General features: G+C 48.4%; 27 protein-coding genes and 3 pseudogenes. 12 read left to right on the plus strand and 18 right to left on the minus strand.

Annotation, left to right across the window (positions count from 1 at the left end; translation table 11 throughout):
• Positions 1-1182 (minus strand): hypothetical protein, encoded by a 1182-nt coding sequence (locus tag NXV01_RS19060; protein ID WP_225982359.1) that lies wholly within the window; start codon positions 1180-1182, stop codon positions 1-3.
• A gap of 11 nt (positions 1183-1193) precedes the next feature.
• Positions 1194-1673 (minus strand): hypothetical protein, encoded by a 480-nt coding sequence (locus NXV01_RS19065; protein ID WP_032945450.1) that lies wholly within the window; start codon positions 1671-1673, stop codon positions 1194-1196.
• Positions 1674-1686: 13 nt separating this feature from the next.
• On the opposite strand from NXV01_RS19065, the gene NXV01_RS19070 reads away from it, so the two are divergent.
• The gene (locus tag NXV01_RS19070; RefSeq protein WP_227236762.1) at positions 1687-2070 is read left to right on the plus strand and encodes a hypothetical protein; all 384 of its coding nucleotides are present in this window, start codon (positions 1687-1689) and stop codon (positions 2068-2070) included.
• Positions 2071-2778: 708 nt separating this feature from the next.
• On the opposite strand, the gene NXV01_RS19075 is transcribed toward NXV01_RS19070, so the two are convergent.
• Positions 2779-4260 (minus strand): phage integrase SAM-like domain-containing protein, encoded by a 1482-nt coding sequence (locus NXV01_RS19075; protein ID WP_032945443.1) that lies wholly within the window; start codon positions 4258-4260, stop codon positions 2779-2781.
• 263 nt (positions 4261-4523) lie between these two features.
• Positions 4524-7235 (minus strand): annotated as a pseudogene (gene ppdK, locus NXV01_RS19080) (pyruvate, phosphate dikinase); the annotation flags it as partial.
• A 255-nt stretch (positions 7236-7490) separates the two neighbouring features.
• On the opposite strand from ppdK, the gene rlmD reads away from it, so the two are divergent.
• Both rlmD and NXV01_RS19090 read left to right on the plus strand, forming a co-directional pair.
• On the plus strand, positions 7491-8861 hold the full coding sequence (gene rlmD, locus NXV01_RS19085) for a 23S rRNA (uracil(1939)-C(5))-methyltransferase RlmD (protein WP_259023465.1): 1371 nt from the start codon (positions 7491-7493) through the stop codon (positions 8859-8861).
• 104 nt (positions 8862-8965) lie between these two features.
• The gene (locus NXV01_RS19090; protein ID WP_099145921.1) at positions 8966-9886 is read left to right on the plus strand and encodes an RluA family pseudouridine synthase; all 921 of its coding nucleotides are present in this window, start codon (positions 8966-8968) and stop codon (positions 9884-9886) included.
• A gap of 80 nt (positions 9887-9966) precedes the next feature.
• Here NXV01_RS19090 and NXV01_RS19095 read toward each other — a convergent pair whose 3' ends face one another.
• Positions 9967-10365, minus strand: coding sequence for a hypothetical protein (locus NXV01_RS19095; protein ID WP_148366982.1), 399 nt, complete (start codon positions 10363-10365; stop codon positions 9967-9969).
• 212 nt (positions 10366-10577) lie between these two features.
• Positions 10578-10790 carry a hypothetical protein gene (locus NXV01_RS25920; RefSeq protein WP_007567577.1) on the minus strand — a complete coding sequence of 71 codons (213 nt, stop codon included), beginning with the start codon at positions 10788-10790 and terminating at the stop codon, positions 10578-10580.
• Positions 10791-10896: 106 nt separating this feature from the next.
• Between NXV01_RS25920 and NXV01_RS26060 the strand changes: the two genes are divergently transcribed.
• The 9 genes from NXV01_RS26060 (at position 10897) to NXV01_RS19140 (ending at position 14814) form a co-directional block, all read left to right on the plus strand.
• Positions 10897-11307, plus strand: coding sequence for a hypothetical protein (locus NXV01_RS26060; RefSeq protein WP_004291538.1), 411 nt, complete (start codon positions 10897-10899; stop codon positions 11305-11307).
• Positions 11308-11468: 161 nt separating this feature from the next.
• Entirely contained in the window at positions 11469-11684 is a 216-nt protein-coding gene (locus NXV01_RS19105) for a hypothetical protein (protein ID WP_004291535.1), read from the plus strand.
• 11 nt (positions 11685-11695) lie between these two features.
• A complete protein-coding gene (locus NXV01_RS19110; RefSeq protein WP_004291534.1) occupies positions 11696-11917 on the plus strand; it encodes a hypothetical protein in 222 nt (73 codons plus the stop codon).
• Between the two features lie 13 nt (positions 11918-11930).
• On the plus strand, positions 11931-12347 hold the full coding sequence (locus NXV01_RS19115; RefSeq protein ID WP_004291533.1) for a PcfK-like family protein: 417 nt from the start codon (positions 11931-11933) through the stop codon (positions 12345-12347).
• Positions 12344-13675, plus strand: a complete 1332-nt coding sequence (locus NXV01_RS19120; RefSeq protein WP_004291532.1) for a PcfJ domain-containing protein — start codon at positions 12344-12346, stop codon at positions 13673-13675. Before NXV01_RS19115 ends, NXV01_RS19120 begins: the two co-directional genes overlap by 4 nt.
• A gap of 24 nt (positions 13676-13699) precedes the next feature.
• Positions 13700-13957, plus strand: coding sequence for a hypothetical protein (locus tag NXV01_RS19125; protein WP_004291531.1), 258 nt, complete (start codon positions 13700-13702; stop codon positions 13955-13957).
• A 19-nt stretch (positions 13958-13976) separates the two neighbouring features.
• A complete protein-coding gene (locus NXV01_RS19130) occupies positions 13977-14210 on the plus strand; it encodes a DUF3873 domain-containing protein (protein WP_004304291.1) in 234 nt (77 codons plus the stop codon).
• Positions 14207-14452: a DUF6956 domain-containing protein gene (locus tag NXV01_RS19135; RefSeq protein ID WP_004291529.1), complete on the plus strand. Its 246-nt coding sequence runs from the start codon at positions 14207-14209 to the stop codon at positions 14450-14452. The genes NXV01_RS19130 and NXV01_RS19135 overlap by 4 nt, the downstream gene beginning before the upstream one ends.
• Before the next feature lie 53 nt (positions 14453-14505).
• Entirely contained in the window at positions 14506-14814 is a 309-nt protein-coding gene (locus tag NXV01_RS19140; RefSeq protein WP_004304290.1) for a hypothetical protein, read from the plus strand.
• Positions 14815-14847: 33 nt separating this feature from the next.
• Here NXV01_RS19140 and NXV01_RS25925 read toward each other — a convergent pair whose 3' ends face one another.
• The 12 genes and pseudogenes from NXV01_RS25925 to NXV01_RS19200 all read right to left on the minus strand — a co-directional run bounded on the left by NXV01_RS25925 (position 14848) and on the right by NXV01_RS19200 (position 23181).
• The gene (locus NXV01_RS25925) at positions 14848-15237 is read right to left on the minus strand and encodes a hypothetical protein (RefSeq protein WP_004291527.1); all 390 of its coding nucleotides are present in this window, start codon (positions 15235-15237) and stop codon (positions 14848-14850) included.
• Between the two features lie 64 nt (positions 15238-15301).
• On the minus strand, positions 15302-15829 hold the full coding sequence (locus NXV01_RS19150) for a glycoside hydrolase family protein (protein WP_004291526.1): 528 nt from the start codon (positions 15827-15829) through the stop codon (positions 15302-15304).
• Positions 15826-16330: pseudogene (locus NXV01_RS19155) on the minus strand (DUF3872 domain-containing protein). The gene NXV01_RS19150 and the pseudogene NXV01_RS19155 overlap by 4 nt, the downstream one beginning before the upstream one ends.
• Positions 16327-17230, minus strand: a pseudogene (locus NXV01_RS19160) (toprim domain-containing protein). The pseudogenes NXV01_RS19155 and NXV01_RS19160 overlap by 4 nt, the downstream one beginning before the upstream one ends.
• Before the next feature lie 7 nt (positions 17231-17237).
• Positions 17238-17813, minus strand: coding sequence for a conjugal transfer protein TraO (locus NXV01_RS19165; protein WP_004291523.1), 576 nt, complete (start codon positions 17811-17813; stop codon positions 17238-17240).
• A 2-nt stretch (positions 17814-17815) separates the two neighbouring features.
• Complete coding sequence (gene traN, locus NXV01_RS19170) at positions 17816-18802, minus strand: conjugative transposon protein TraN (RefSeq protein WP_004291522.1); 987 nt, start codon at positions 18800-18802, stop codon at positions 17816-17818.
• A gap of 34 nt (positions 18803-18836) precedes the next feature.
• The gene (gene traM, locus NXV01_RS19175; protein ID WP_004291521.1) at positions 18837-20189 is read right to left on the minus strand and encodes a conjugative transposon protein TraM; all 1353 of its coding nucleotides are present in this window, start codon (positions 20187-20189) and stop codon (positions 18837-18839) included.
• Entirely contained in the window at positions 20170-20478 is a 309-nt protein-coding gene (locus tag NXV01_RS19180) for a TraL conjugative transposon family protein (protein WP_004291520.1), read from the minus strand. Before NXV01_RS19180 ends, traM begins: the two co-directional genes overlap by 20 nt.
• Positions 20479-20484: 6 nt before the next feature.
• On the minus strand, positions 20485-21108 hold the full coding sequence (gene traK, locus NXV01_RS19185) for a conjugative transposon protein TraK (RefSeq protein ID WP_004291519.1): 624 nt from the start codon (positions 21106-21108) through the stop codon (positions 20485-20487).
• A 31-nt stretch (positions 21109-21139) separates the two neighbouring features.
• Positions 21140-22144 (minus strand): conjugative transposon protein TraJ, encoded by a 1005-nt coding sequence (gene traJ / locus NXV01_RS19190; RefSeq protein WP_004291518.1) that lies wholly within the window; start codon positions 22142-22144, stop codon positions 21140-21142.
• Positions 22145-22147: 3 nt separating this feature from the next.
• Positions 22148-22777, minus strand: a complete 630-nt coding sequence (locus tag NXV01_RS19195; RefSeq protein WP_004304283.1) for a DUF4141 domain-containing protein — start codon at positions 22775-22777, stop codon at positions 22148-22150.
• A 23-nt stretch (positions 22778-22800) separates the two neighbouring features.
• The gene (locus tag NXV01_RS19200) at positions 22801-23181 is read right to left on the minus strand and encodes a DUF3876 domain-containing protein (RefSeq protein WP_004291516.1); all 381 of its coding nucleotides are present in this window, start codon (positions 23179-23181) and stop codon (positions 22801-22803) included.
• Positions 23182-23203: the final 22 nt, after the last annotated feature.

Here is a 23203-nt window from a genome sequence, read left to right on the forward strand (position 1 = left end):
TTATTTGTTTTTACCGGGTGTATAATCAATCACATCATCATCGCCGCCACCGGGAACATAGTCCACGACCTCATCATTCAGTTCCGAGGTCATGGTGGCAGGGTCAAGTTTGGAGAGGGAAAGCATGATTGCAGAGGCTTTAGGCGATTTGTGCCAATTCTGTTTTACATAGTCCTCTTTCTTCTGTGGTGTATCAAGTTTCTTCATTTGACGGTCAAAAGCCCTTTTCTCTTTCTCATCCTGTGGAGAGAGGTCGGCAAGCATAGCATCATACACCTGCTGCATCGAACCTTTCCAAACATTCTCGTAAATGGCTACTTGGTTTCCGCCGCCGTCAGAAAAACCGAGCTGCTTGCCACGTACACCACGTGCGGCTGTCGCTCTCGCTTTATCACGCTCTACAGCCACATTGTCATTATGTCTCTTTACTTGGAAATTGTAGGAACGGTCTGCCTGACGTTTGTTTTCATCATAGTTTGCTTGCCAACGCCTATCAGCTTCTTTGTCCCGACCTTTCTTGTATTCCTGTTCCGCATCATATCGGTCATCTGTAATCTTCTCTCGCTCGTTGCGATGTTGAATGCCCTCATTGTATCTGTCATCATTCTTTTTGTCAAGACCAAGCTGCCTTTGCCACTTACGTTCACGGTCATCCCTTTCTTCATCAGCGATTCTTGCCCTCATCAGCCCCTCATAATATTCTTTCTCCTTGCCTTCACGTTCTTTCATCAGCTTGTCATATCTCACTTTGGTACGTTCTGACATGGTATTCTTACCGGTATACATATTTGGAGCGTACTGCGTGGTGAAGAACAAGTTAGAGAGTGCCGATATACCATCACCAATGGCTGCGAATATCTGTTCACGTTTCTGCTTCTTCTTTTCTTTAGCAAGTTCCTCGTCCGTTGGCGGTTTATAGGGATTGAGTTTTTTGTACAATTCAGCGTATGAGAGACTGCCACCGTTCACATCGGCTTGTTTGGCCGGAGGTGCAGCGACCGTTTCAGATTGGGAGCCGGTAACGGCAGGAGCCGCAGCTGCTTGTTGTTCCGTCCATTTCTGTGTACCCTTTACCGGGGATGATACGGAAGGAGCGTCTTGCTGCTGTTCGTGCCATTCCTTAGAGCCTTTGAGCGGAGGCGTACCACCTCCGTTTCCTAAAATATCATCCATTGTTGCCATATTGAAATAGTTTAGAAAGGCATTTGACTTACCGCATTAGTTACTCCTTGTACAGCTCCCGATATGGCATTGGCCTTGCCTTGCTCAATGGCGTTAAGCTGTTCCACGAAAGCATTGTCGTTTTGCATATAAGTGGCTTCGATATTGTCCTTACGTGCTTCTGCATCAGCGGCAATCTGTGATGTTGCATCGGCAAGAGCCTTGTTGTTCGCTTCTTTGGCCGCTGCCACACTTTCATCAGTACCGCCCATGACGGCTGCACTACCGGCAGCGGCTTTGTTACGTTGTTTTATACTCTCTTCAGTTTGCGTAAGGATGCGTTGTGCGTCAGCCCGCTGAGTGGCATCCTCGTTGTACCGCCTGTCGTACCAGTCCTGATTCTTTTGCCGTTGAGCCTCAACATTACGTTTTGCTTTCTTCATGGCCTTGGATGCCTTGATTCCACCGAAAATGCTGCCTACTGCACCTATGGCACTTCCTATTAAACCCATAAGACTTTAGTTTTTGATTATTAAAAGTTATACCTTGCGTGCGAAAGTAAGCCGTTATCTTCGCATCATCATTTTATCTTTTTACATACAGATCATTATGGCAATAGGAAAAAAGACCGGAGGGCGGCAAAAAGGTACGCCCAACAAAATAACGGCACTGGCAAAAGGGATGATTGAGAAATGGCTTGAAACGCACAACACTATACCCGAAGGAGATGTGATGCCACTAATAATGCAGGACTTCATGGAACTTGACCCCAAAGACAGGGTGAAAGTGTCGACAGAGTTCATTAAAATCATCATGCCTAAGAATATCAGCATAGACGATGGCGAGGTCAAACTCACCATTGAGGACAAGCTTGCCAAACTTGCCGGAGAAGAAGACGAGGAAGAATAATCTATTACCCTCTACTTTAGATTGTCTTCATGTGTCAAGGGAACCCCAACCCGAAAAGGGGGCGATTTTACTGATTTGCTTTGAAGCGATGTTCGAGAGAATGTCGCTTTTTTCATGTCCAGACCGTAAAATTTCTTCTGAAGAAAAGGGTATTTCTTCGGAAGAAATAGCAATAAATGTACAATTATATCCCATTTCTTCGGATTTCTTCGGAAGATATTGCCTTAATTGTACAGGAAAGGGGTATTTCTTCGGAAAAAACACGCATAAATGTACATTCTTGTACAGATTGAATTTTTTATGCGAAAATCAGCTCAAAAGTACCTCAAAAATCTTCTGAAATGGCTGAAATGAGCTATTTTTTGACATAATTTCAGAAGATATTACATTTATTTCTTCAGAAGAAATAACCATAAATGTACAGAAAAGGGGTATTTCTTCGGAGGAAACAGCCATAAATGTACATTTCTTCGGAAGAAAAGGGTATTTCTTCGGAAGAAATAGCAATAAATGTACAATTATATCCCATTTCTTCGGAAGATATACCATAAAATAAATATATATATCTACTACTACATCTACCGCGCGTGCGTGCGCACGTGAAGAAATTTTCGATTTTAGGGCAAGAATAAAAATTGAATAAAAAAGAAAGCCTACAAAGAAAAATACCTTGCAGGCTTATATCATTTCGTGAAGTCACAAAAAAAATCAGAATCCTTTCCCTTTCTGCCGTTGGTACACCACCGTCTGGTCTTTGTCGAGGTTGACGATTTTGAACATCACCATTGAACGGTTCGGAATATCATCCGGCAGCATAGTTACGAGCCGGGCAATCACCTCGTCCACATTGTTGAAGCCTACATCGGTCAGTCCCGCCACCTTTTGCCCGTTGTGGTATGCAGCCGCATTCACCATATAGCGGTATGACAAGCGGAAATGCACATCCTCCTGTTTCTGCTCACGTACAGAAGCCTTACCGGAGAAGAAAATGAAATCAATTACTTTCTCGTTCAGTTCCCAAGCAGGGGAGAAGTCAATCTTGATATACCCTCGTGTTACGTTGTGTCCATTGCTATGGTTCATGCCAAACGCCACTTCCGAGATAGAGGCACGTACATCATTCTGAGCTACTGTTCCCCATGTATGCCGGAACGTGTAAGCCGAATACCACTCTTCCTTTGGCATTCCCATAGCCTTGCATAATTGCCTTATCCCACTGTTGACATTGGCGCAAAAACTGTCCGATGTAGTCATGCGCTGATAGAAATTGAACAAACGCTCATCATCTTTTGCCGTGTTCATGTACTTTTCAAATAGCGGCTGGATGATTGCTGGCACCCGCATTTCCATATACGCACCATCCGCACGGAACTTCTTCGTTTTGGCCCGTTGGTAATGGATAATTCCGTTCCGGTAATCCTGCTTTCTTAGATTGTACAGGTCAATCGTGTTGATTCCTGCAAGGCAAAGCACCATCATAGCAACATCACGCCCGAACTCCGTCTGTGGATATTTCATCTTACTTTCCGGCAGAGGGAATGAAAAGAACTCCCGACATGCTTCGGGGGTAATGGCAAGCTTCTCCGCACGATCAGCCGTTGGTATTTCCACTTTCACCCATGGGTTGACTTTGATACGGATTATACCGTTATCGTAATCGTTGTACTCCAACATGGCGGCTTTAAATACCTGACGCATACAGATTGGATACATTTCCTTTGCCCTATGTGTCTGTTCAAGCGACTTTATCCATTTGTTCACCTGCGTAGAGGTCAACTGAGCGAACATCACTTGGTTGGTTCCGATGAACCGTTCCAGATGTTGTAGGGCAAGCTTGTAGTTCTTGGCATTCCTTTCCTGCCCACGGTCAATCATTCTGTCGATATGCACTCTCGCATAATCCGAAAAACAAATATCGTCATTGCCGTTCGTAAGAAAATCCACCACTTCCTTGACCGTCCAATGTTCAATGTCTTTTTTGTTGAGCCGCTCGTTATATTCCACTATCCGCCCGGCACAATACTGAAGCACGTAGGGGTCTTCGATTTCTTTCGCTCTGGAAAGTTCTTTCTTCGTGACCATCTTGTCGGTCTTCATGAATTGTGTCCCCCTATGGTGGGTAACTCTGATATAAACCGGATAAAATCCGTCCTTGCGTTCTTTTTGAACACACGCTTTAAATGTTGCCATATCGTTCTATGTCTTTATTATATTATTATTTAAATTTATTCCAAACAGCTTCCAATGTCTTAACTTTCTGTCATATCATCAATTACGGCTCTAAACACGCTCTAAACACCCAACGAAAAGCACAACAACATTCTCTAAACATTTGCGTTTATTACGCTCATTTTCCGTGCGGAATGAACGTACCTTTTAAAAATACAATAGGCGGTAAGCCTTTGTAAATGAAAAGCATACCGCCTATTTTATTGAGTATCAGCTATATCGTGCTATTCCTCGATTGCAGCTTGCGCCGCCGCCAGTCTGGCAATCGGCACTCTGAACGGAGAACAACTAACGTAGTTCAAACCTACCCGGTGGCAGAACTTCACAGAAGAAGGCTCACCACCATGTTCACCACAAATACCACATTTCAGATCCGGACGGATAGCACGGCCCTTTTCTGTAGCCATACGTACCAATTGTCCCACACCATTCTGGTCGAGAACCTGGAACGGATCCACTTTTAAAATCTTCTTTTCCAGATAAACAGGAAGGAAAGAAGCTATATCATCACGAGAATAACCGAAAGTCATCTGCGTCAAGTCATTTGTACCGAATGAGAAGAACTCGGCAGAAGAAGCGATACGGTCGGCAGTCAAAGCTGCACGCGGGATTTCGATCATTGTACCAACTTTGAAGTCGATACTATCTCCCACTTCCTCAAACAACTTCTTTGCTTCCGAGCGGATTACATTTTCCTGCTCCTTGAATTCATACAGGATACCAGTCAACGGAACCATGATTTCCGGATGAGTTTCCACTCCTTCTTTCTTCAGTTCCAATGCAGCACCTAAGATGGCACGTGTCTGCATCTGTGTAATTTCAGGATAAGTATTTCCCAGACGGCAACCACGGTGACCCAACATCGGGTTATGCTCACACAGTGATTCTACACGCTGCTGGATATATTGCAAGCTCACCCCCATAGTATCTGCCATTTCCTGCTGTCCTTTCAAATCGTGAGGAACGAACTCGTGCAAAGGAGGATCGAGCAAACGGACAGTTACCGGACAACCTGCCATTGCTTTAAAGATACCCTTAAAATCTTCCTGTTGGTATGGAAGAATCTTAGCCAATGCTTTCCGACGTCCTTCCGCATTTTCTGCCAGAATCATTTCACGCATTGCCTTGATCTTTTCACCCTCGAAGAACATATGCTCCGTACGGCAAAGACCGATACCTACCGCACCGAAGTTACGGGCGACTTCCGCATCATGAGGAGTATCCGCATTCGTACGTACCTGCAAACGGGTATATTTATCAGCCAATGTCATCAATTCTGCAAAGTCACCGGAAAGTTCTGCAGCTTTCGTTTCCACCTTGCCATTATATACCACACCTGTACTTCCGTTCAAAGAAATATAATCTCCTTCTTTCAAAACAACGCCGTCGATTTCTACAGTACGGTTCTTATAATCAATATTCAATGCACCCGCACCCGATACACAGCACTTACCCATGCCACGAGCCACCACAGCAGCATGAGAAGTCATACCGCCACGAGCCGTCAGAATACCTTCGGCAACTGCCATACCCGCCAAGTCTTCCGGAGAAGTCTCGATGCGAACCATCACCACGCGTTTACCGGCAGCATGCCATTCAGCAGCGTCATCAGCGAAGAATACAATCTGGCCGGTTGCGGCACCCGGAGAAGCCGGAAGACCACGAGTCAGCACTTTGGCTTTCTTCAAAGCATCTTTATCAAATACAGGATGAAGCAGTTCGTCCAGTTTATTCGGCTCCACACGCATCAAAGCAGTCTTTTCGTCAATCATGCCCTGACGGAGCAAATCCATAGCAATCTTCACCATGGCAGCACCCGTACGTTTACCGTTACGCGTCTGAAGGAACCAAAGTTTACCTTCCTGTACGGTGAACTCCATGTCCTGCATATCTTTATAGTGATTTTCCAGTTTGGTCTGAAGAGCATCCAGTTCTTTATAAATTTCCGGCATTGCCTCTTCCATGGAAGGGAACTTCGCCGCGCGAACATCTTCGGTAACGCCAGCCAACACAGCCCAACGTTGAGAACCGATCTTGGTGATCTGTTGCGGAGTACGAATACCGGCCACAACGTCTTCACCTTGCGCGTTGATCAGGTATTCACCGTTGAAAAGGTCTTCACCTGTACCGGCATCACGTGAGAAACACACACCTGTAGCCGAAGTATCACCCATATTACCGAATACCATAGCCTGTACATTGACAGCCGTCCCCCATTCATCAGGTATACTTTCCATCTTACGGTAAAGAATAGCGCGTTCATTCATCCATGAATCAAATACGGCACAGATAGCTCCCCACAGTTGTTCGTATGCACAAGTCGGGAAATCTTTTCCCGTCTGTTCCTTCACGGCAGCTTTAAATTTCTTTACGAGTTCCTGCAAGTCTTCCACTTTCAGCTCGTTATCCAGTTCCACCCCTTTCGCTTTCTTCACCTCTTCGATAATGGCTTCAAACGGGTCGATATCATCTTTATTGGTAGGCTTCATGCCCAGAACCACATCACCGTACATCTGTACAAAACGACGATAAGAGTCCCATGCAAAGCGTGCATTACCAGTCTTACGGATAATTCCTTCTACCACTTCATCATTCAATCCCAAATTCAAAATCGTATCCATCATACCCGGCATAGATGCGCGTGCACCGGAACGTACAGACACCAACAAAGGATTTTCAATGTCACCGAATTTAGATTTCATCAACGCTTCCACATGGGCGATCGCTTTTACTACTTCATCTTTCAGCAGCTCAACCACTTTATCACGCCCTAGCGTATTATATTCCGTACAAACATCTGTAGTTATTGTGAATCCGGGAGGGACAGGAATTCCGATTAAATTCATTTCAGCAAGGTTGGCTCCCTTACCACCGAGCAAATTCTTCATGTCAGCTTTTCCTTCTGCCTGACCATTACCAAAGGTATAAACTCTTTTTTATCCATAATATTGTGTTTAAAGTTACATTATGACTATTATCTTTTCGCAAATCTAAGGATATTTCGCAAACTTGAAAACTTTTTGCGAAAAAACTTTCTATCAAAATGCAATTTCGACATTACAATCCGGAATATTTCTATATACCCGATTTTTTTCCAAAAAAAATACCTACTTTTGCAAAGTAATTATTAGACTGGTGTAAAAGTGGCAAGAAAGAAAAAAGAGCTTCCCTTATTGGAGAAGGTAACAATCATGGATGTGGCTGCCGAAGGAAAAGCCATCGCAAAAGTAAACGACCTGGTGATTTTTGTTCCCTATGTAGTGCCGGGTGATGTGGTAGACCTGCAAATCAAGCGTAAAAAGAATAAATATGCCGAAGCTGAAGCGGTGAAGTTTCACGAGCTGTCACCCAATCGCGCTGTTCCTTTCTGCCAACACTATGGCGTATGCGGTGGCTGCAAGTGGCAAGTGCTCCCCTATTCGGAGCAAATCAGGTATAAGCAAAAGCAAGTGGAAGATAATTTGAGACGTATCGGAAAGATCGAACTTCCCGAAATTTCCCCGATTCTCGGTTCTGCCAAAACGGAATTCTACAGAAACAAACTGGAGTTCACCTTTTCAAACAAACGCTGGCTGACTAATGAGGAAGTCCGTCAGGATGTGAAATATGACCAGATGAATGCGGTGGGTTTCCACATTCCGGGAGCCTTTGACAAAGTGCTGGCCATCGAGAAATGCTGGTTGCAGGATGATATATCCAACCGCATCCGGAATGCAATACGTGACTATGCTTACGAGCATGATTACTCTTTCATCAATCTGCGCACGCAGGAAGGTATGCTGCGGAATATGATCGTACGCACATCCTCAACCGGGGAACTGATGGTGATCGTTATTTGTAAGATTACGGAAGAGCACGAAATGGAACTGTTCAAGCAGTTACTCCAATTCGTAGCGGACTCTTTCCCTGAAATCACGTCCCTTCTATACATTATTAATAATAAGTGCAACGATACCATCAATGATTTGGATGTGCACGTATTTAAAGGGAAAGATCATATCTTTGAAGAGATGGAAGGACTGCGTTTCAAGGTCGGTCCGAAATCATTCTATCAGACCAACTCGGAACAGGCTTATAATTTATATAAAGTAGCCCGTGACTTTGCCGGACTAACAGGAAACGAATTGGTATACGACCTCTATACAGGAACAGGAACAATCGCCAACTTCGTCTCACGCCAAGCCCGTCAGGTGATCGGTATCGAATACGTGCCGGAAGCTATTGAAGACGCAAAGGTAAATGCAGAAATCAATGATATCAAGAATGCACTGTTTTATGCCGGCGACATGAAAGATATGCTGACACAGGATTTCATCAATCAGCATGGACGTCCGGATGTAATTATCACAGACCCTCCCCGTGCCGGTATGCATCAGGATGTGGTTGACGTCATTTTGTTTGCTGAACCGAAACGGATTGTTTATGTAAGCTGCAACCCTGCCACTCAAGCACGGGATCTGCAGTTGCTTGATGAGAAGTATAAAGTGAAAGCCGTCCAACCGGTAGATATGTTCCCTCACACTCACCATGTAGAAAATGTTGTGTTACTGGAACTTCGATAAAAAGTTCACCGCAGATTACACAGGTTAACACAGATTTTTATTATTGATTATTATAATGTGTGTAATCTGTGGTGAAAAATAAAATCTCAAAAGAAGAAAAAGAAATGAAAAAAAGACCCAGAAGAACTCCTGCTGAAAAAGCACGCGCTCAATATACAAATTATGCAGTGAAAGAACCTATGGAACTAATGGAGTTCCTCGCTGCCAAGATGCCGGACGCAAGTCGCACCAAATTGAAATCGTTGCTAAGCAAGCGGGTGGTGTTTGTTGATAATGTGATAACCACGCAATTCAACTTCCCGTTGGAACCGGGCATGAAGGTACAAATCAGCAAAGAGAAAGGAAAGAAAGAATTTAATAACAGACTGCTGAAAATCGTGTATGAAGATGCCTATATCATTGTTGTCGAAAAGATGCAGGGACTTTTATCAGTCAATACGGAACGCCAGAAAGAGCGCACGGCCTACACGATACTCAATGAATATGTGCAACGCTCCGGACGTCAATTCCGTGTGTTTATCGTTCATCGCCTGGACAGGGACACTTCCGGTCTGATGATGTTTGCCAAAGACGAAAAAACACAGCGGACCCTGCGCGACAACTGGCATGATATAGTGACCGACCGCCGATATGTAGCTGTAGTGGAAGGTAATATGGAGAAAGATTATGATACAGTCGTTTCCTGGCTGACTGATAAAACGCTTTATGTAAGTTCCAGCGAGTATGATGACGGCGGCTCAAAATCTATAACCCACTACAGGACAATCAAACGTGCCAACGGATATTCCCTGTTGGAGCTCGATCTGGAAACCGGCCGGAAGAACCAGATTCGTGTGCATATGCAGGATTTAGGTCATCCCATTATCGGTGACGGAAGATATGGAAGAGAAGATTCCCCCAATCCTATCGGACGTCTGGCACTCCATGCTTTCAAACTTTGTTTCTATCATCCGGTAACGGGAGATTTGATGGAGTTCGAGACGCCTTATCCGGCAGAGTTCAAGAAGCTATTTTTGAAAAAATAAAACTACACTCAAAAAAAGGAAAGGAGTTAGATCAATTGATTTTGATTTAACTCCTTTTTCTATTAAAATCAGATCTTATTCTATTGCATTTGCAACTCAATATAATCAATATATCCTCCATCAAGATACAGGTCACCTTGCAAATAACGCCCTCTGACACGAACGCCCCTTATCTCACGTAAAGCAAAATCACGTCCATAATCAAGGTACAATGTGCCATAATCAACCCACCACCGGAAAGGCAAATCACCTGCAGATTTACCATTATAATCATAAACCTGATAGTCTATTCCCAGCCCATTATTATCCAAGCGAATACCACTTTCTATCGGATTATAATCAGAACCGAACCACAAATCACCCACCCAGGTGCGTCCCATCAAATCGTCATAAATATCTTCATCGTCTTCACACGAAGTAAAGCCAACCAATAAAGTCAGCATCATCAAGATACCTGCATATCTTTTTATCATTTTCATAATTCTCTAGTTTATTGCGTTTATTAATACAAAATTAGCATTTTATATTTACTATACATCACAAGCCACAAGTTTTTTGTACCTTTGCAAAGAGAAGTTACGAAAAGAGTGTAATTTATTGGAAATGAGCGTAGGTTAATTGCTCTTGATAGTAATAGGTTACGATTTAGTTAGTTATCTACTGCATTATCCTTCTGCGCGTTGCGTAACCTTCAAAGAACTCTTCGTATGCAAAAGTAGCTATTTAATTCGAGATTTTGATATAAACTCCCGTTTTTTATCCCCTCATTCATAAGAATTTTCCGTAAAAGCGGTATTGTCCGTCGGCACACCATTGCCCAAAACGAGTTTGGAACAAACGTGTGCCGACTACCGCATAGCTGGAGAAAAGGGCATTGCCTCACGCCTAAACGATGTTTAGACAGATGAAGCAATGCCCCTTTCTTTTGCGCCTATGCCAAGAGGTGCTTTTACGGGTTTTCAAATGATTTTTCTTTTTTCGCTGTCTCTTTTGCCGGAAGCGGAAAGTGAATGCAGAGTGTGTCAGCCTGCCCCATGAATGAAACAGGCGCCCACACACAGCCGGACAAACCGGGAAGAATGATTGTTGCCACCCGGCTGAACAAGTTCCGTCGGATCGGAAACAATCATACTTCCTTTGTTGTGGTTTGCCCTTTTCACGCTTCCGGTGATGTCTTTTTCCTTTTGGTGATTCTTTTTTTTACGGATTTTCCCCTGAAGTTTTTTTCTACACAATCTGCCTCTGTTTTCGTTTACCTCCATTTTGCGCCTTTCAGTAAGCCGCATCAGTCAGTCATTTTCGTTCTGGGCGCAAAGGTAATTCCGGGATTGGACGGGAAAGCAAGGTCAAGCCTCCTGTTTTCGGTAAAAATCTCCAGCCCTGCGGGTAGTATTTTGACCGAAAAACCTTGCATTCCCTAATCCCTACCTTTTCAAGCACCCGAAACGAAAACGACCGATGCGACAGAAAGACGCATAAAAAAAATGTCGGATAAACGAGAGGCAGATAAGATAGTTTGAAACTCAACTCCCTCAGCTCTTGAATCCGCATTAAAAACAAAAAAATCAAAAACAGCGAAGATATGACGGCAACGGCAAATTTCAGACAAATGGCGCAACACATCGGGTTGGCGATATGCGGCTTGATGATGCGCACCGCCTTCGGGGTGTTCGGCATCCTTTGGGGCATCATCAGAGAGATTGTAAACGGAGTGTTCCGAGTGGCGATAGGTGTAATCGTGGCTATCCTTTCCACCATTGCCTTCTTTGGCTTCATCCTTTGGTTATTCACCCTTTAACCCTTACCGACATGGCAAAAAGAAACAGCAAGACGGCAGCGCAGCAGTGCAGATATTACGAGGTGGACAACATCTTCGTGTATATGGTGGAAACGTACATCAACGGCAATTTTGAAACTTTCCGAAGATTGTACCACGAACTGAACAAGGACGCACGGAGGGATTTCATGGACTTCCTTCTCAGCGAGGTAGAGCCGACCTATTGGAGAGAGATACTGAAACAGATAATCTAAAAATGACAGCGATATGAAAGGAACAGACCATTTCAAGAGAACGATATATATGTACTTGGAACAGCGTGCGGAGGAAGATGCGCTATTTGCAAAGAAGTACCGCAACCCTGCCAAGAACATGGACGAGTGCGTGACCCACATTCTGAACTATGTGCAGAAAAGCGGTTGCAACGGTTTCACGGACGGAGAGATATTCGGGCAAGCCATCCACTACTATGAGGAAAACGAGATAGAGGTGGGCAAACCGATGGACTGCCAAGTGGTTGTGAACCACGTTGTGAAACTCACGGCAGAGGAAAAGGCGGAGGCACGTCAGAACGCTGTCCGCAAATACCAAGAGGAGGAACTCCGCAAGTTGCAGAACCGCCACAGACCGTCAGCGAGAAAAGAAAACCAACCCCAACCCTCATTATTTGATTTAGGCTTATGAAACCGAAGACCAAGATACAGAAAGAGGTGGCAAGACTTTCCGCCAACCTTCGCCCCATATCAGCGACACAAATAGATTGGGCATACCGCCACTGCGTTGAGCATATCGGCTACCGCACCAAGAAAGGGAACATCACCTGTTCCGACTGCGGTCACGAGTGGCACAGCGACAGCGGACTATGCGACACCCTTGAAGGCTGCACCTGCCCCAAATGCCATGCCGAACTCAAAGTGCAGGACACACGCAGACGCATCTACAAGGAAACGCAGAATTTCAGCGTGATAACCACCTGCAAAGGGTATCAGGTAATCCGCGTGGCGCAGGTCAGATGCGAGAGCAGGAAAGGCGAACCGATGCGTTTCTACTGCCACGAGGTCGTGCAGCGTTGGATTTCACCCGACGGCAAGGTTACGGACATGGCGTTGCTCCGTGGCTTCCTTTTCTGCTATTGCGATGTGTGGGCATTAGGCAGCGATATGGAGGTAAGACCGCACAACAGCCTATACGATGATGTGGTGGCAAGAAGCTGTGCATATCCAAAGATGAGGATATTGCCCCAACTCAGACGTAACGGCTTCAAGGGCGATTTCCACGGCATCTCCCCCGTGCGTCTTTTCAAAGCCTTGCTTTCAGACCCAAGAATTGAAACCCTTATGAAAGGCGGTGAGATTGAGGTCATGAAACACTTTCTTTTCAATACCCGTACTGCCGATGAATGTTGGGCATCATATCTGATTGCCAAGCGTCACAAGTATCAGATAGACAACCTCTCAATGTGGTGCGACTATCTGCGTATGCTCAAAAAACTCGGTCAAGACCTCCGTAACCCGAAGAACATCTGTCCCGAAGATTTCATGGCGGCACACGACAACGCAACCCGAAAAATTGAAGCCATACACGAGAAGGAAAGAGCCGCAGAGCAACGCCGTTGGGAGATTGAAAGGCGTGAGCGTGAGCAACAGCGACAACTCCAACGAAAGAAAGATGCGGAGGATTTCATCGCCAACAAATCCAAATTCTTCGGCTTGGTAATCACGGACGAGGAAATAATCGTCAAGGTGCTTGAAAGCATAGACGAGTATTACAACGAGGGCAAGACGCAGGGCATCTGCGTGTTTGGCAGTGGATACTACAAGAAAGCCGACACCCTCATACTATCGGCAAGGATTGGCGATGAGATTATTGAAACCGTAGAGGTGGACTTGCGAACCCTCGAAGTGGTGCAGTGCCACGGCAAGCACAACCAGGACACCGAATATCACGAGCGCATCATAGACCTTGTGAACAAGAACGCCAACCTTATCCGTGAGCGGATGAAAGCGGCATAGCATAACCCCTAAAACAACATTGATATGGAAGTAAGAATTGAAAGTATGATTTGTGTGTGGGATGATGCAATCCCCACGATGTTCCTTGAATTTGTGAACCTCCTCACTCTCACAACGAGTGAGGGGGAATTGAGAAAGAGCGTAAAGGAGTTTGCCGAGAAGCACGAACTTGACAAGTTTTTCCTTTACGGCTTCGGCTCACACCATTTCTACCTGCACCAACGCTACACAAGCAACCCCGAAATGGTGATGAAGAACAGAGTTCTGTCAGTACATTTTTAACCATCTAAAAAGCAACATTATGACAACACGAATGACCATCAACGGAGTAAGCACCTGCGCGGAAGCAGGTACGGAGAAATACGAGCGTTTCCAATCGGGTATCGGAAGACGCAGGCGGACACTTGTGCAGTACGACTACCGCCACCCCATAGACAGAGAATTGTTCTCTTGTGTCAAACCCACGTTGGACGAGTGCCGAGCCGCACGGGACAAGTGGCTGAACGCAAAGAAGGGAAAGGAGGACAGACTATGAACACGACCTATCAAACGCTGATAGTCAAGTTCAGCGAACCTATCACGGCATTGGACGGTATCTTTGACGATACCGGAGCGTGGGGAACGGACACCCTCAAGGGGTGGATAGATGATTACGAAAGCACACGTTTCACCGCCACCGACAGCCATACGGCAGTCATCACGAGCGAGTACAATATGGAATGTGTGAAAGAGTGGCTACAACGGCAGACCCCCATTTCCGAAATGCGAGAATTTTGAACGGGATGGCGGTGTCCGCACCGCCAATACTTAAAACCCTAAAAACAAAAGATATGATAGCCAAGACGATATTACAGCAGATAGGCGGAAAACGCTTCACCGCCATGACAGGTAGCCGTGATTTCATAGATATGGGCAACGGCTTACGGATGAGCCTTGCAAGGAACAAAACAAGTGCCAACCGCCTTGACATCATCTATGACGAAGGGGCAGACCTCTACAATATGCGCTTCTACCGCAGGACGTTCAGCAAAAAGACCTTTGAGTGCAAGACAAAGGACATTGCCGTACACGAGGGTATCTATTTTGATATGCTGGAGGAAATGTTCACGATGGTGACGGGACTTTACACACGCTTTTGAGTGGCGGGGCGGCGAGAGCCGCCCTACTTTCTTTCAGTGAGCATGATGGCGGACAAAGAAAGTAGCAAAGAAACCTTTGTCCAATCTGCGATAACTAAAAAATCCGCAAGTAAAACTTGCGGAGGCTATATATTGGGTCGTTATTTTTTGGTGGAGGGGAATGATAATCTCGAACCGTTGAACTACACATTTCTGCTTCGTCTCCATTTCCCCCAACGATTTGATACGTTCAATCATTTTTGTTGTTCCTTTCTGAATTTTCCTAAATACTTTCTTCATAATTTCGCTATACTTTTTATGGTTAATAACTATGTTTTGTATTGCTCTCACAACACTTACAACTTGAAGTGTTATTTGGAAACCGATAGGCAAAAATGGCTCAACGATGTCAATTAACGAGAAAATCCTACGATAATCTATCAAGTGATAGAGCAAAAGACGTGCCAAGTTAAATATGGCACGTCTTTTGCCAGTTTTGTCAGTCCTTTTATGGGATATACAACAGCGCAAACTCCGCCTTTCTCCGTTTGAGCAGCATGGCGTGGCGTTTTCCTTTGTAGTTGCAGAAGGCTATATACTCACGGTAGATGTTCCTGTCACCAGCTTCCAGCTTCTTGATTAAGGTGCTTTTGGGGATTGTTTTGCTGCCTAACAGCTTCGCCGGTCCCACATTGTAAGCTAACGTGCCAAGCAAAATCGAATCAACCCCGAATTTACGGAACATGGCGACAAATTTGCGCAGGTCTTTCCGCAAAAGTTCATCCGCATCCCGTTTTGTCATGGTTCGTGCCGAATACTTCTCGTTTGGCAAAAGTTTGTGACCCCAACCGACGTATGGGTAGTGTTTTTCTGAGTGCCAGCCTTCAAAGTAGCGGCAGCATAAAAAAGCACGTTCCATAAGCGGCAGTCGGTAGATTGCCGCCTGCCCGTCCGTTCCCTCTTGGCGGCTGATCTGCGCGGACACAGAACAGACCGTCAGAAGTGAACAGAGCATTGTCATGAATACACGCATCATTTCAACAAGGGGCTGAAGTTGCCGATGGGAACGATGGTAAGATCGTCGTCCTTTACATTCCTGTTGTTGAAGTCAAATTCCAGTTCGTAGGAGTTGCTAAAGTTATCCTCCACCACCACGATGAAATTATGCGCCTCATCACCCGCCGCCGTGTAGTACAGGCGGAATTTTTTCGTTCTCCAGCAGGTAGCGGTCGTTAGGCAGGAAGGTGATGCCGTTATCCATTTTGAGCGAGCCTTCCCCCTCGAACTGGAAATAGCGGATGGTATAGAGCGTACCCGAAAAGTCGCCCTCCTTTTTCAGTTCACAGCGGATTTCCACTGTCTGCCCCTTTACTACCTTGTTCGGCACGGGCATGACCTCCACCGTGAAGGGATAGGACTGCTGGATGTCCATGTCATCGTCACATGACACGAGGGTGAATGACATGGCGGCTATCAGGCATAACGCCACTGCCTTGAATATTGATGTTCTCTTGTTTCTGTTGTTCAGTATGTTCATTGTTCTTCGATTTTTAGATGGTTGTTTTTCTGTTTTTTTCGTTGTCAGTTGCAGGTACTCGTTCAAGTCCTTGCAACCGTCATAGAGGGAGGAACGGTCGGTGACACGTTCCCCGTATCGCATGGTAAGTGCGGCAAGCGTCCGCCGTCCGGCTTCGTCACGGTCGAGGAAGCAGCCGATGCGCCCGTATCCGTCCAGCAATCCCGCCGCCTTCTCCACGTTGGCGACTGAGTTCAGCACAAGACAGTCAGCGTTACCGGTTACACCAAGCGTCACGGCAGAGAGAAAGTCCATGAAGCCCTCGAACACGAGGCACTCGTCAGCCGGGATGTCATTCGCCTTTACCAGTGATACAGACTTCGGAGGTATGCAACCCTTGAAATATCGGCTTCTGACTTCATAGCCACCTGCCATGTTCGGAAAGCCAACGGCAAAATACCGTTTCCCACGCACACCGTAGTTCAAGCGGCAGCAGTGACGGGATGCGATGGCGTAAGGGATGCCCCGTTCCTCTAAATACTCCGTCAGCAGTGAGCGGAGCAGCGGAGCGACCTCCACATCCTCAAAAACGGATTCGGTCGGCTTCGAGAGATAGACGGGCTTTTCCCATCCGGCAACCGTCATATTGGCGGCTTCCGCTATGAACTTCGCTTGCTTCATGAAGTCATCGCTTTGCAGAAACTCCCCGGCAAGCGTGAAGATGTCGCCGCCCTTGCCCAAACCGAAGTCGTACCAGAGCTGTTTCGCCACGTTCACACGGAAAGAGGATGTGCGCTCGCCCCTGTACGGGGCAAGATACCACAGCTCGTTACCGCTCCTTCTGACAGGCTCATGCCCCAGCCGTGCGAGAAAATCCGCAAGCGGCATCCTTCTGACAGCATCTATTTCCGTCCTTTCCATGCCCGTGTCAGTTGATGATGAACTTGATACCGACCCCGAACTGCGTGTGGAACTTCCGTGTGTCGCCACCCCAAAGGCAACGCTCCCGCAGGTTGGCAAGCAGGGCGATACGGTCTGCCACGTAACACTCCACATCGAGCGTCAGCGCACCGCCGTAGATGAAGGCGTCCCGGTCGTGCAGCGTGGAGCCGTCATGCAGCACCTTCTTCCCCCAATTTACCGCCTCATATCCGGCGAGAGCCGAAGCCCCGGCATAGACGAAAACAATCTTTCGGGCGTCCGACAGTATCTTGAAGTAATAGCCGCCCTCCGCCGTGAACTGCGCCACGGGTATCTTGGTGTCCTTGTAGGGATTGTTCTTCAACAGGTATTCGCCACCGAACACCCACTTGTTCCCCTTCTTCGTGTAGGTGGAGAGAGCCGCCCCGAAGCTGTACCCGCCGTCCTTGCCGCCGAGATTGAAGCCGTCCGCCATGTCCGCCCTCACCTCGATGCCCTGCATCTTCGGCAGACACCGCTGGGCGTGCGCCTGCCCTGTAAAAAGGGCAAGCGACGCGATGATTATTGCGATGTACTTTCTCATGGTCAGCGTACTTGAAGTTCGTTGATGGTACCCGCGCGTACCAAATCCTCGTTCTCAATCACGAAGGACTGGTGACGGCCGCCGTTCTTCTCGTTCAATTCCACCACGAGGCACTTGTCATCGGGGATGGTGAACTTCGCCATCGTGAAGACCGTGCGCTCGCTCTTTTTGCCCGGCACGAGGGTGGCGTAGTTCTGCGCGCGGAGCGGCAGAATAATCTGCTCCTGCACGGCAGTACGCTTCGCAACCTTCTTGTCCACGATTTTCCAAGTGATGTAGTCCACATCGAAAGGCACGTTGCTCTGGTTCTTTATCTCCGTGTGGAAATAAAGCAAGCCGTTGTGCGTGTAGATGCCTTTCAACAGGTATTGGATGCCGAAACGCTTGCAGCCGATATGCTTCACCTCGCGCTTGTTCTGTTTGTGGATGGACTTCATGATAAGGCGCACCAGCATCGGGCTTTCGCTGCCCAGCTCTTTCAGATAGATTTCCTGCGCGTTGTTCGGGCGGTTCACCGTGCTGCCGTCATGGATGAAGTCGCACATCTCCACGTTGAGCAACAGCGGTTCGGCGGCGTACTTCACGTTGAAGGTGTAGAAACTGCCGTCCTCCGTGATGACGGACATATTCGTTTCGTTGGGAAAATTCCTTACGGTAGCCTTCACACGGATGATGTTCTCCGCTCCGTCGGCTTTCCCGGCAATCAGGTCGGGCGAGCCTAAATCGACATAGCGCACCTCCGCCGGAAAAATGACGTGGACGGTCTTGTCGTAGGTCACTTCCAGACCGTGCGGCGGTATCATGCGGTCGAAGGTCAGCTTGCGTGACAGCCCGTGATATAGGTCGCCGTCCGCCTCCTTCTGCGGATAGACCTCCTTCGTCAAGGTCGGTTGTTCACTTCCGTTGGTCGTTTCAACGGTTACATTCTCCTGCGCGTTGGCAGTTATGATGCCCATAGCGAGGGCAAACATGATGATTACTTTTCTCATTACTTTTGGATTTTAGTGGTAATTTTTATTGTTTTCAATATTTTTCTTGGTAAAGCATGACCCTGTACCCGGCTTTCAGATGCACCTTGACGGTTCGCATCTTTTTGGCGATGTACTGGCTCGTGCCTTGTATCAGCCCCTTGCCCAAGTCGGAGGCGAGCTGCGCCCCGGCATTGGTGGAGATGTTGATGCTGCTTCCCAGCGAGCCGCCCATGTTGGCGGCGACCTCCCGGACGGCGTTCATCTCCATCGAGTTCGGGATGAAGATGCCGGGCTGTCCGTCCGTGTCATAGACCGCAAGCTCCACGGGGATAATCGTGCCGTCGTATTCCAGCGAGGTAATCTCGATGTCGAGCCGCTCACCCTGTATCTTGCCCGTGCCGACCACCACCGCACCCCGGGGTATTGTCCTGCCTGCCACCGCCATAGGCTCCAGCAGGCGCAGCCTTACCGTCTGCCCGTCCGTCACGCTCTGCGCCCCATGCACGCACGCCGGTATGGTGTTCCTGTCCAATACCTCCGCCGTGCCGACAGCCGTGTTGAAACCCCGGTTGCGTTCCTGCGATAAGGCGGCGACAAACTCCGCGTTACTCATAGGCTGTGAGAGTGAAGAAACTACTTGATGCTCCACCTGTCTGATAGGCATTGCCTTGTTCTTCTTCCCTTTCTGCACGGTAGTTGGCTCTGCCCTCTGTTCCGCCGATGGCTGTCCTCCGTTCTGACCGCCCATGTACTTTGCCGCCAGCTCGTAGGACTTCTCCATAAGAGCCACCTGCTCGTCCATAGAGGAAGCCTTGCCCCTCTCGCTTTCCAGTTCCGACTCCAGCGATGCGATGCGCTCCAACAATTCGTCCATCTCCGCATTGTCGTTTTTCGGCTGGTCGTAGAAGTTTCCGAGCGTGGCGTTCAGGTCACGGTAGGCGGCTGCGGAGGACTGGATGGTCTGCGGCGTGGCTGGCTTTGCCCTTTCTTCCTTGCCGCCCGGATTGGCGAGGTCGAAGTCCACTCCGTTCTCCGTTCCCGCTATCTCGCGGTCGAACATGTCGCCCAGCTGCCCGATGGCACGGTTGCGGCTCTCCTGACGCTCTTCCATCTCCCCATGCTCGTAGGCTTTCAGCTTGTCGCCGATAATCTGCCGGTTCGCCTTGTCAGCGTCGGGCATCTCGGTGTTGTATCCGTCCGTTCCCGGCGGTTGCTCCTTGCCGGAGGACGGGGCGAATATCAGCCACATCGCCCCGATGAACACCAACACCATAGCGGGCAGCACGATCATCTTCTGCCGTTTCAGCCGTTGCGCCTCTGTCAGCGGTTCGCGCTCCTTTTTCGGTTTCCCCGTTTCGGGAGCAGCTTTGTTCTCTTTCGTCGGTTCATTCTTTGTCTGTTCCATATAAATAAGGTGTTAAGTGATTGCCTGTTTCCGCCGGGGTCGGCAGTTCCACCCGTCCGGCGTGTCCCGTTTCCATATGTGAGCCGTCGTTCCTGCCGATGTCATAGACGGCTCTGCCGAAGGTGTAAAGGGCAAGCACCGCGAAGGCGGCGAACATCCCCAGCACGATGCGGCGGCGTGTTTCCGGCGGCAAGCCGTCCAGATACCCTTTGAGACTTGCCGCCAAGCGTTTCCGTTTGTCGTGGAGTTTCCAATACATGCCCCACATTGATTTTCTGATACTTTTCATGTCCTGTTACCGTTTGATAGTCTGTAAATCCTTGTTCTCAATGATGGTGAAACCCTCGATGGTAAAACCGTTCGGGTTGTCATCCGACCGCGATGCGTTCAGCAGGCGGCAGGTGGTCACGAGGCTGCGCTCGGTGACGTTGCTCTGCCGGATGATTTTCTGTGTGGCGTAGGTCACGGCACGGTAGGGATAGGCGTTGAAGTCGCACACCACGCTGTCCACCTTCAGCACTTGGTTGATGTTCCCGGCGATGATGCGGTTGTAGTACCCCTTCTCCGCGAAGTCCGAATAATAGTGGTACACGCTCTTGTCCGCCAGCAGCAAGGCACGTTTCACGTTGTGTTCAATCGCGCTTTTTTCAGGTGATAGCGTGAAGAACATCTCGTGGAAACGGCGCACATGTTCCCGTGCCTCCGCCGGGCGGTTCTGCGACAAATCCTGAGACAAGGCGAGCATCAGGCTCTTGCCGTTGTCCAGCACATAGATTTTCTCCCGTTGCTTCTCTGCGAAACGGTAGGAGTTCCACACGCTCCACACCGTCACCACGGCGCACAGCGAGAGGAAGACGATACCGAACAGGCGTATCTGCCTGAACGACGATTCGATGTTTCTAAGTGATTTGAATTCCATTTATATTTTCCAATTTATGATTGCACATTGATTATTTCAGCAATTTGCCGACACGTCCGACTGCGTTTCCTGCGGCTGCACCCGCCACGCTGCCCGCCATGCTTCCGGCTCGTCCCGCCATCTGGTTCACGTTGCGACCGTAACCGCCCATGCCTCCGGCTTGGATAATCCAGCCCGCAACGGTGGGAATGGTAAAGTAGCCGATGATGCCGATGCAGAGGAATACGATATACACCCCGTCGCTCGAATCCAGCGAGAAGTTCGGGTCTGCCTGCATCCGCTCGATGTCGTTTTGCAGCATCAGAACCTGTATCTTCGCCAGTATGGTGCTGAACATGTCCGATACCGGTAGCCACAGATAGACCTGTATATAGCGGCATATCCACTGCGTGAGCGTGTTTTGGAAACCGTCCCATACCGACAGGGCGAAGGCTATCGGACCGAGAATCGCCAGCACCACGAGAAAGAAGGTGCGGACGGTGTCTATCACGAGGGCGGCGGCTTGGAACAGCAGTTCGAGTATCTCGCGGAAGAAGTCGCGGATGCTCTTCTTCATGTTGTACATTCCCCGGTCGATATACATTCCCGCCATCGTCACCATGTCGGAGGGCGACCAGCCGAGTTCCTCCAGTTGCTTGTCAAATTCCTCGTTGGACACGAGGTAGGCGGTTTCGGGGTTGCGTACCATCGCCTCGTATTCCAGTTTGTCCTTCTGCTCCCGGTATCGGTTCATGTCCAGCGTTTCCGCCTCCAGCATCTTTGCCGTGCCCTGTACGACGGGTGAGAGGATGCTGTTTATCGTGCCCAGCACCACAGTCGGGAAGAACATGATGCACAGACCGATGGCAAAAGGACGGAGCATCGGGAATACGTCTATCGGTTCAGCTCTCGCCAGCGACTGCCATACCCGGTAGGCGACGTAGAACAGCGCACCCAGCCCGGCGATGCCTTTCGCCACACCAGCCATGTCCCCACACAGCGGCATCATCTGCTCATAAAGTGAACGTAAAATCTGATGAAGGTTGTCGAACTTCATAGGCTACCAGTATCTTTCGTTCATGTTCCCGTACAGCCCCATGATGCGGTCGAGGTCGTTCTTCTTTTTCGCACGCAGGTAACTCACGGAGATGTTCTTGTTCGTGTAGTAGCTCACGAGGTTGCGGTAACGCTTCATCTTCGAGTGGCAGCGTTCCACCACGTCCATGCGCTCCTTGTCGGTCATGGAGAGCGTGGTGATGTTCACCACGTTCCTGAGTTCCGTCAACACTTCGTTGCTTTCCTCCAGCAGTTTCGTGTAGCCGAAAGCGATTGCGGAAAGCTCTTCGGGTCTGAAATTCCCGTCACGGAGCATCCGTTGGAAACTGTTCACATAGATGTCTGTGATGTCGCCCACCATCAGGATGGTCTGCTGCACCTTGCGGGCGTCCTTGACCAGATTGTTCACCGATTTGAGGGCATCGTAATACTTCTTGCCCTGCTGATAGATTTTCACCGTCTCCTGAAAGTTGCTCACCATGTTCGTGGCGGTCTTGGAGGTATGGATGATGTTTTTGGAGGCATTGATGATGCCCTGCGCTAGATTGCCCGGATCGCTTACGACCCACTGTGCGCTTGCCCTGCCCGCGAAAAGCAGGCACAGGCAGATAATCATTGTTATTCTTGTTCTCATGTTACTTTGGATTTTAGTGGTTGTTATTCTTCGGTCGGATGTCCCGGCTGCGGCTTCACCCGCACATAGTCCCCGTTTGGCGAGAAAGTCAGCACATCCGTGGCCTCGTTGTAGGACACGTCGATGCGGAAGCCGGTGTTCATGAACAGGTTGCCGTTCTCCTCCTGCAAGAGATAGGTTTCCGGCTTGAGCTTGCGGCGCAGACCGCTACGACGGAACACCGTCACTTTGTAGGCTTCGCCCTCCTTGTAGATAAGCACGTCAGGTTTTCCCTCCACGCTCTCCCAGTTCCCGCACAGCATGTCGCGGCGGTTGTCGGCCACGTCGCAGGATTGCAGCATCATGACCGCCAATCCGATAAGGCACTTGCTGACTTGCAGCATTTTCACTTTTGGTAAATTCATACGCGTTTTTCTTTTTTGGTTG

This window comes from Bacteroides sp. BFG-606 (assembly GCF_024788145.1).
GTDB lineage: Bacteria > Bacteroidota > Bacteroidia > Bacteroidales > Bacteroidaceae > Bacteroides > Bacteroides vicugnae.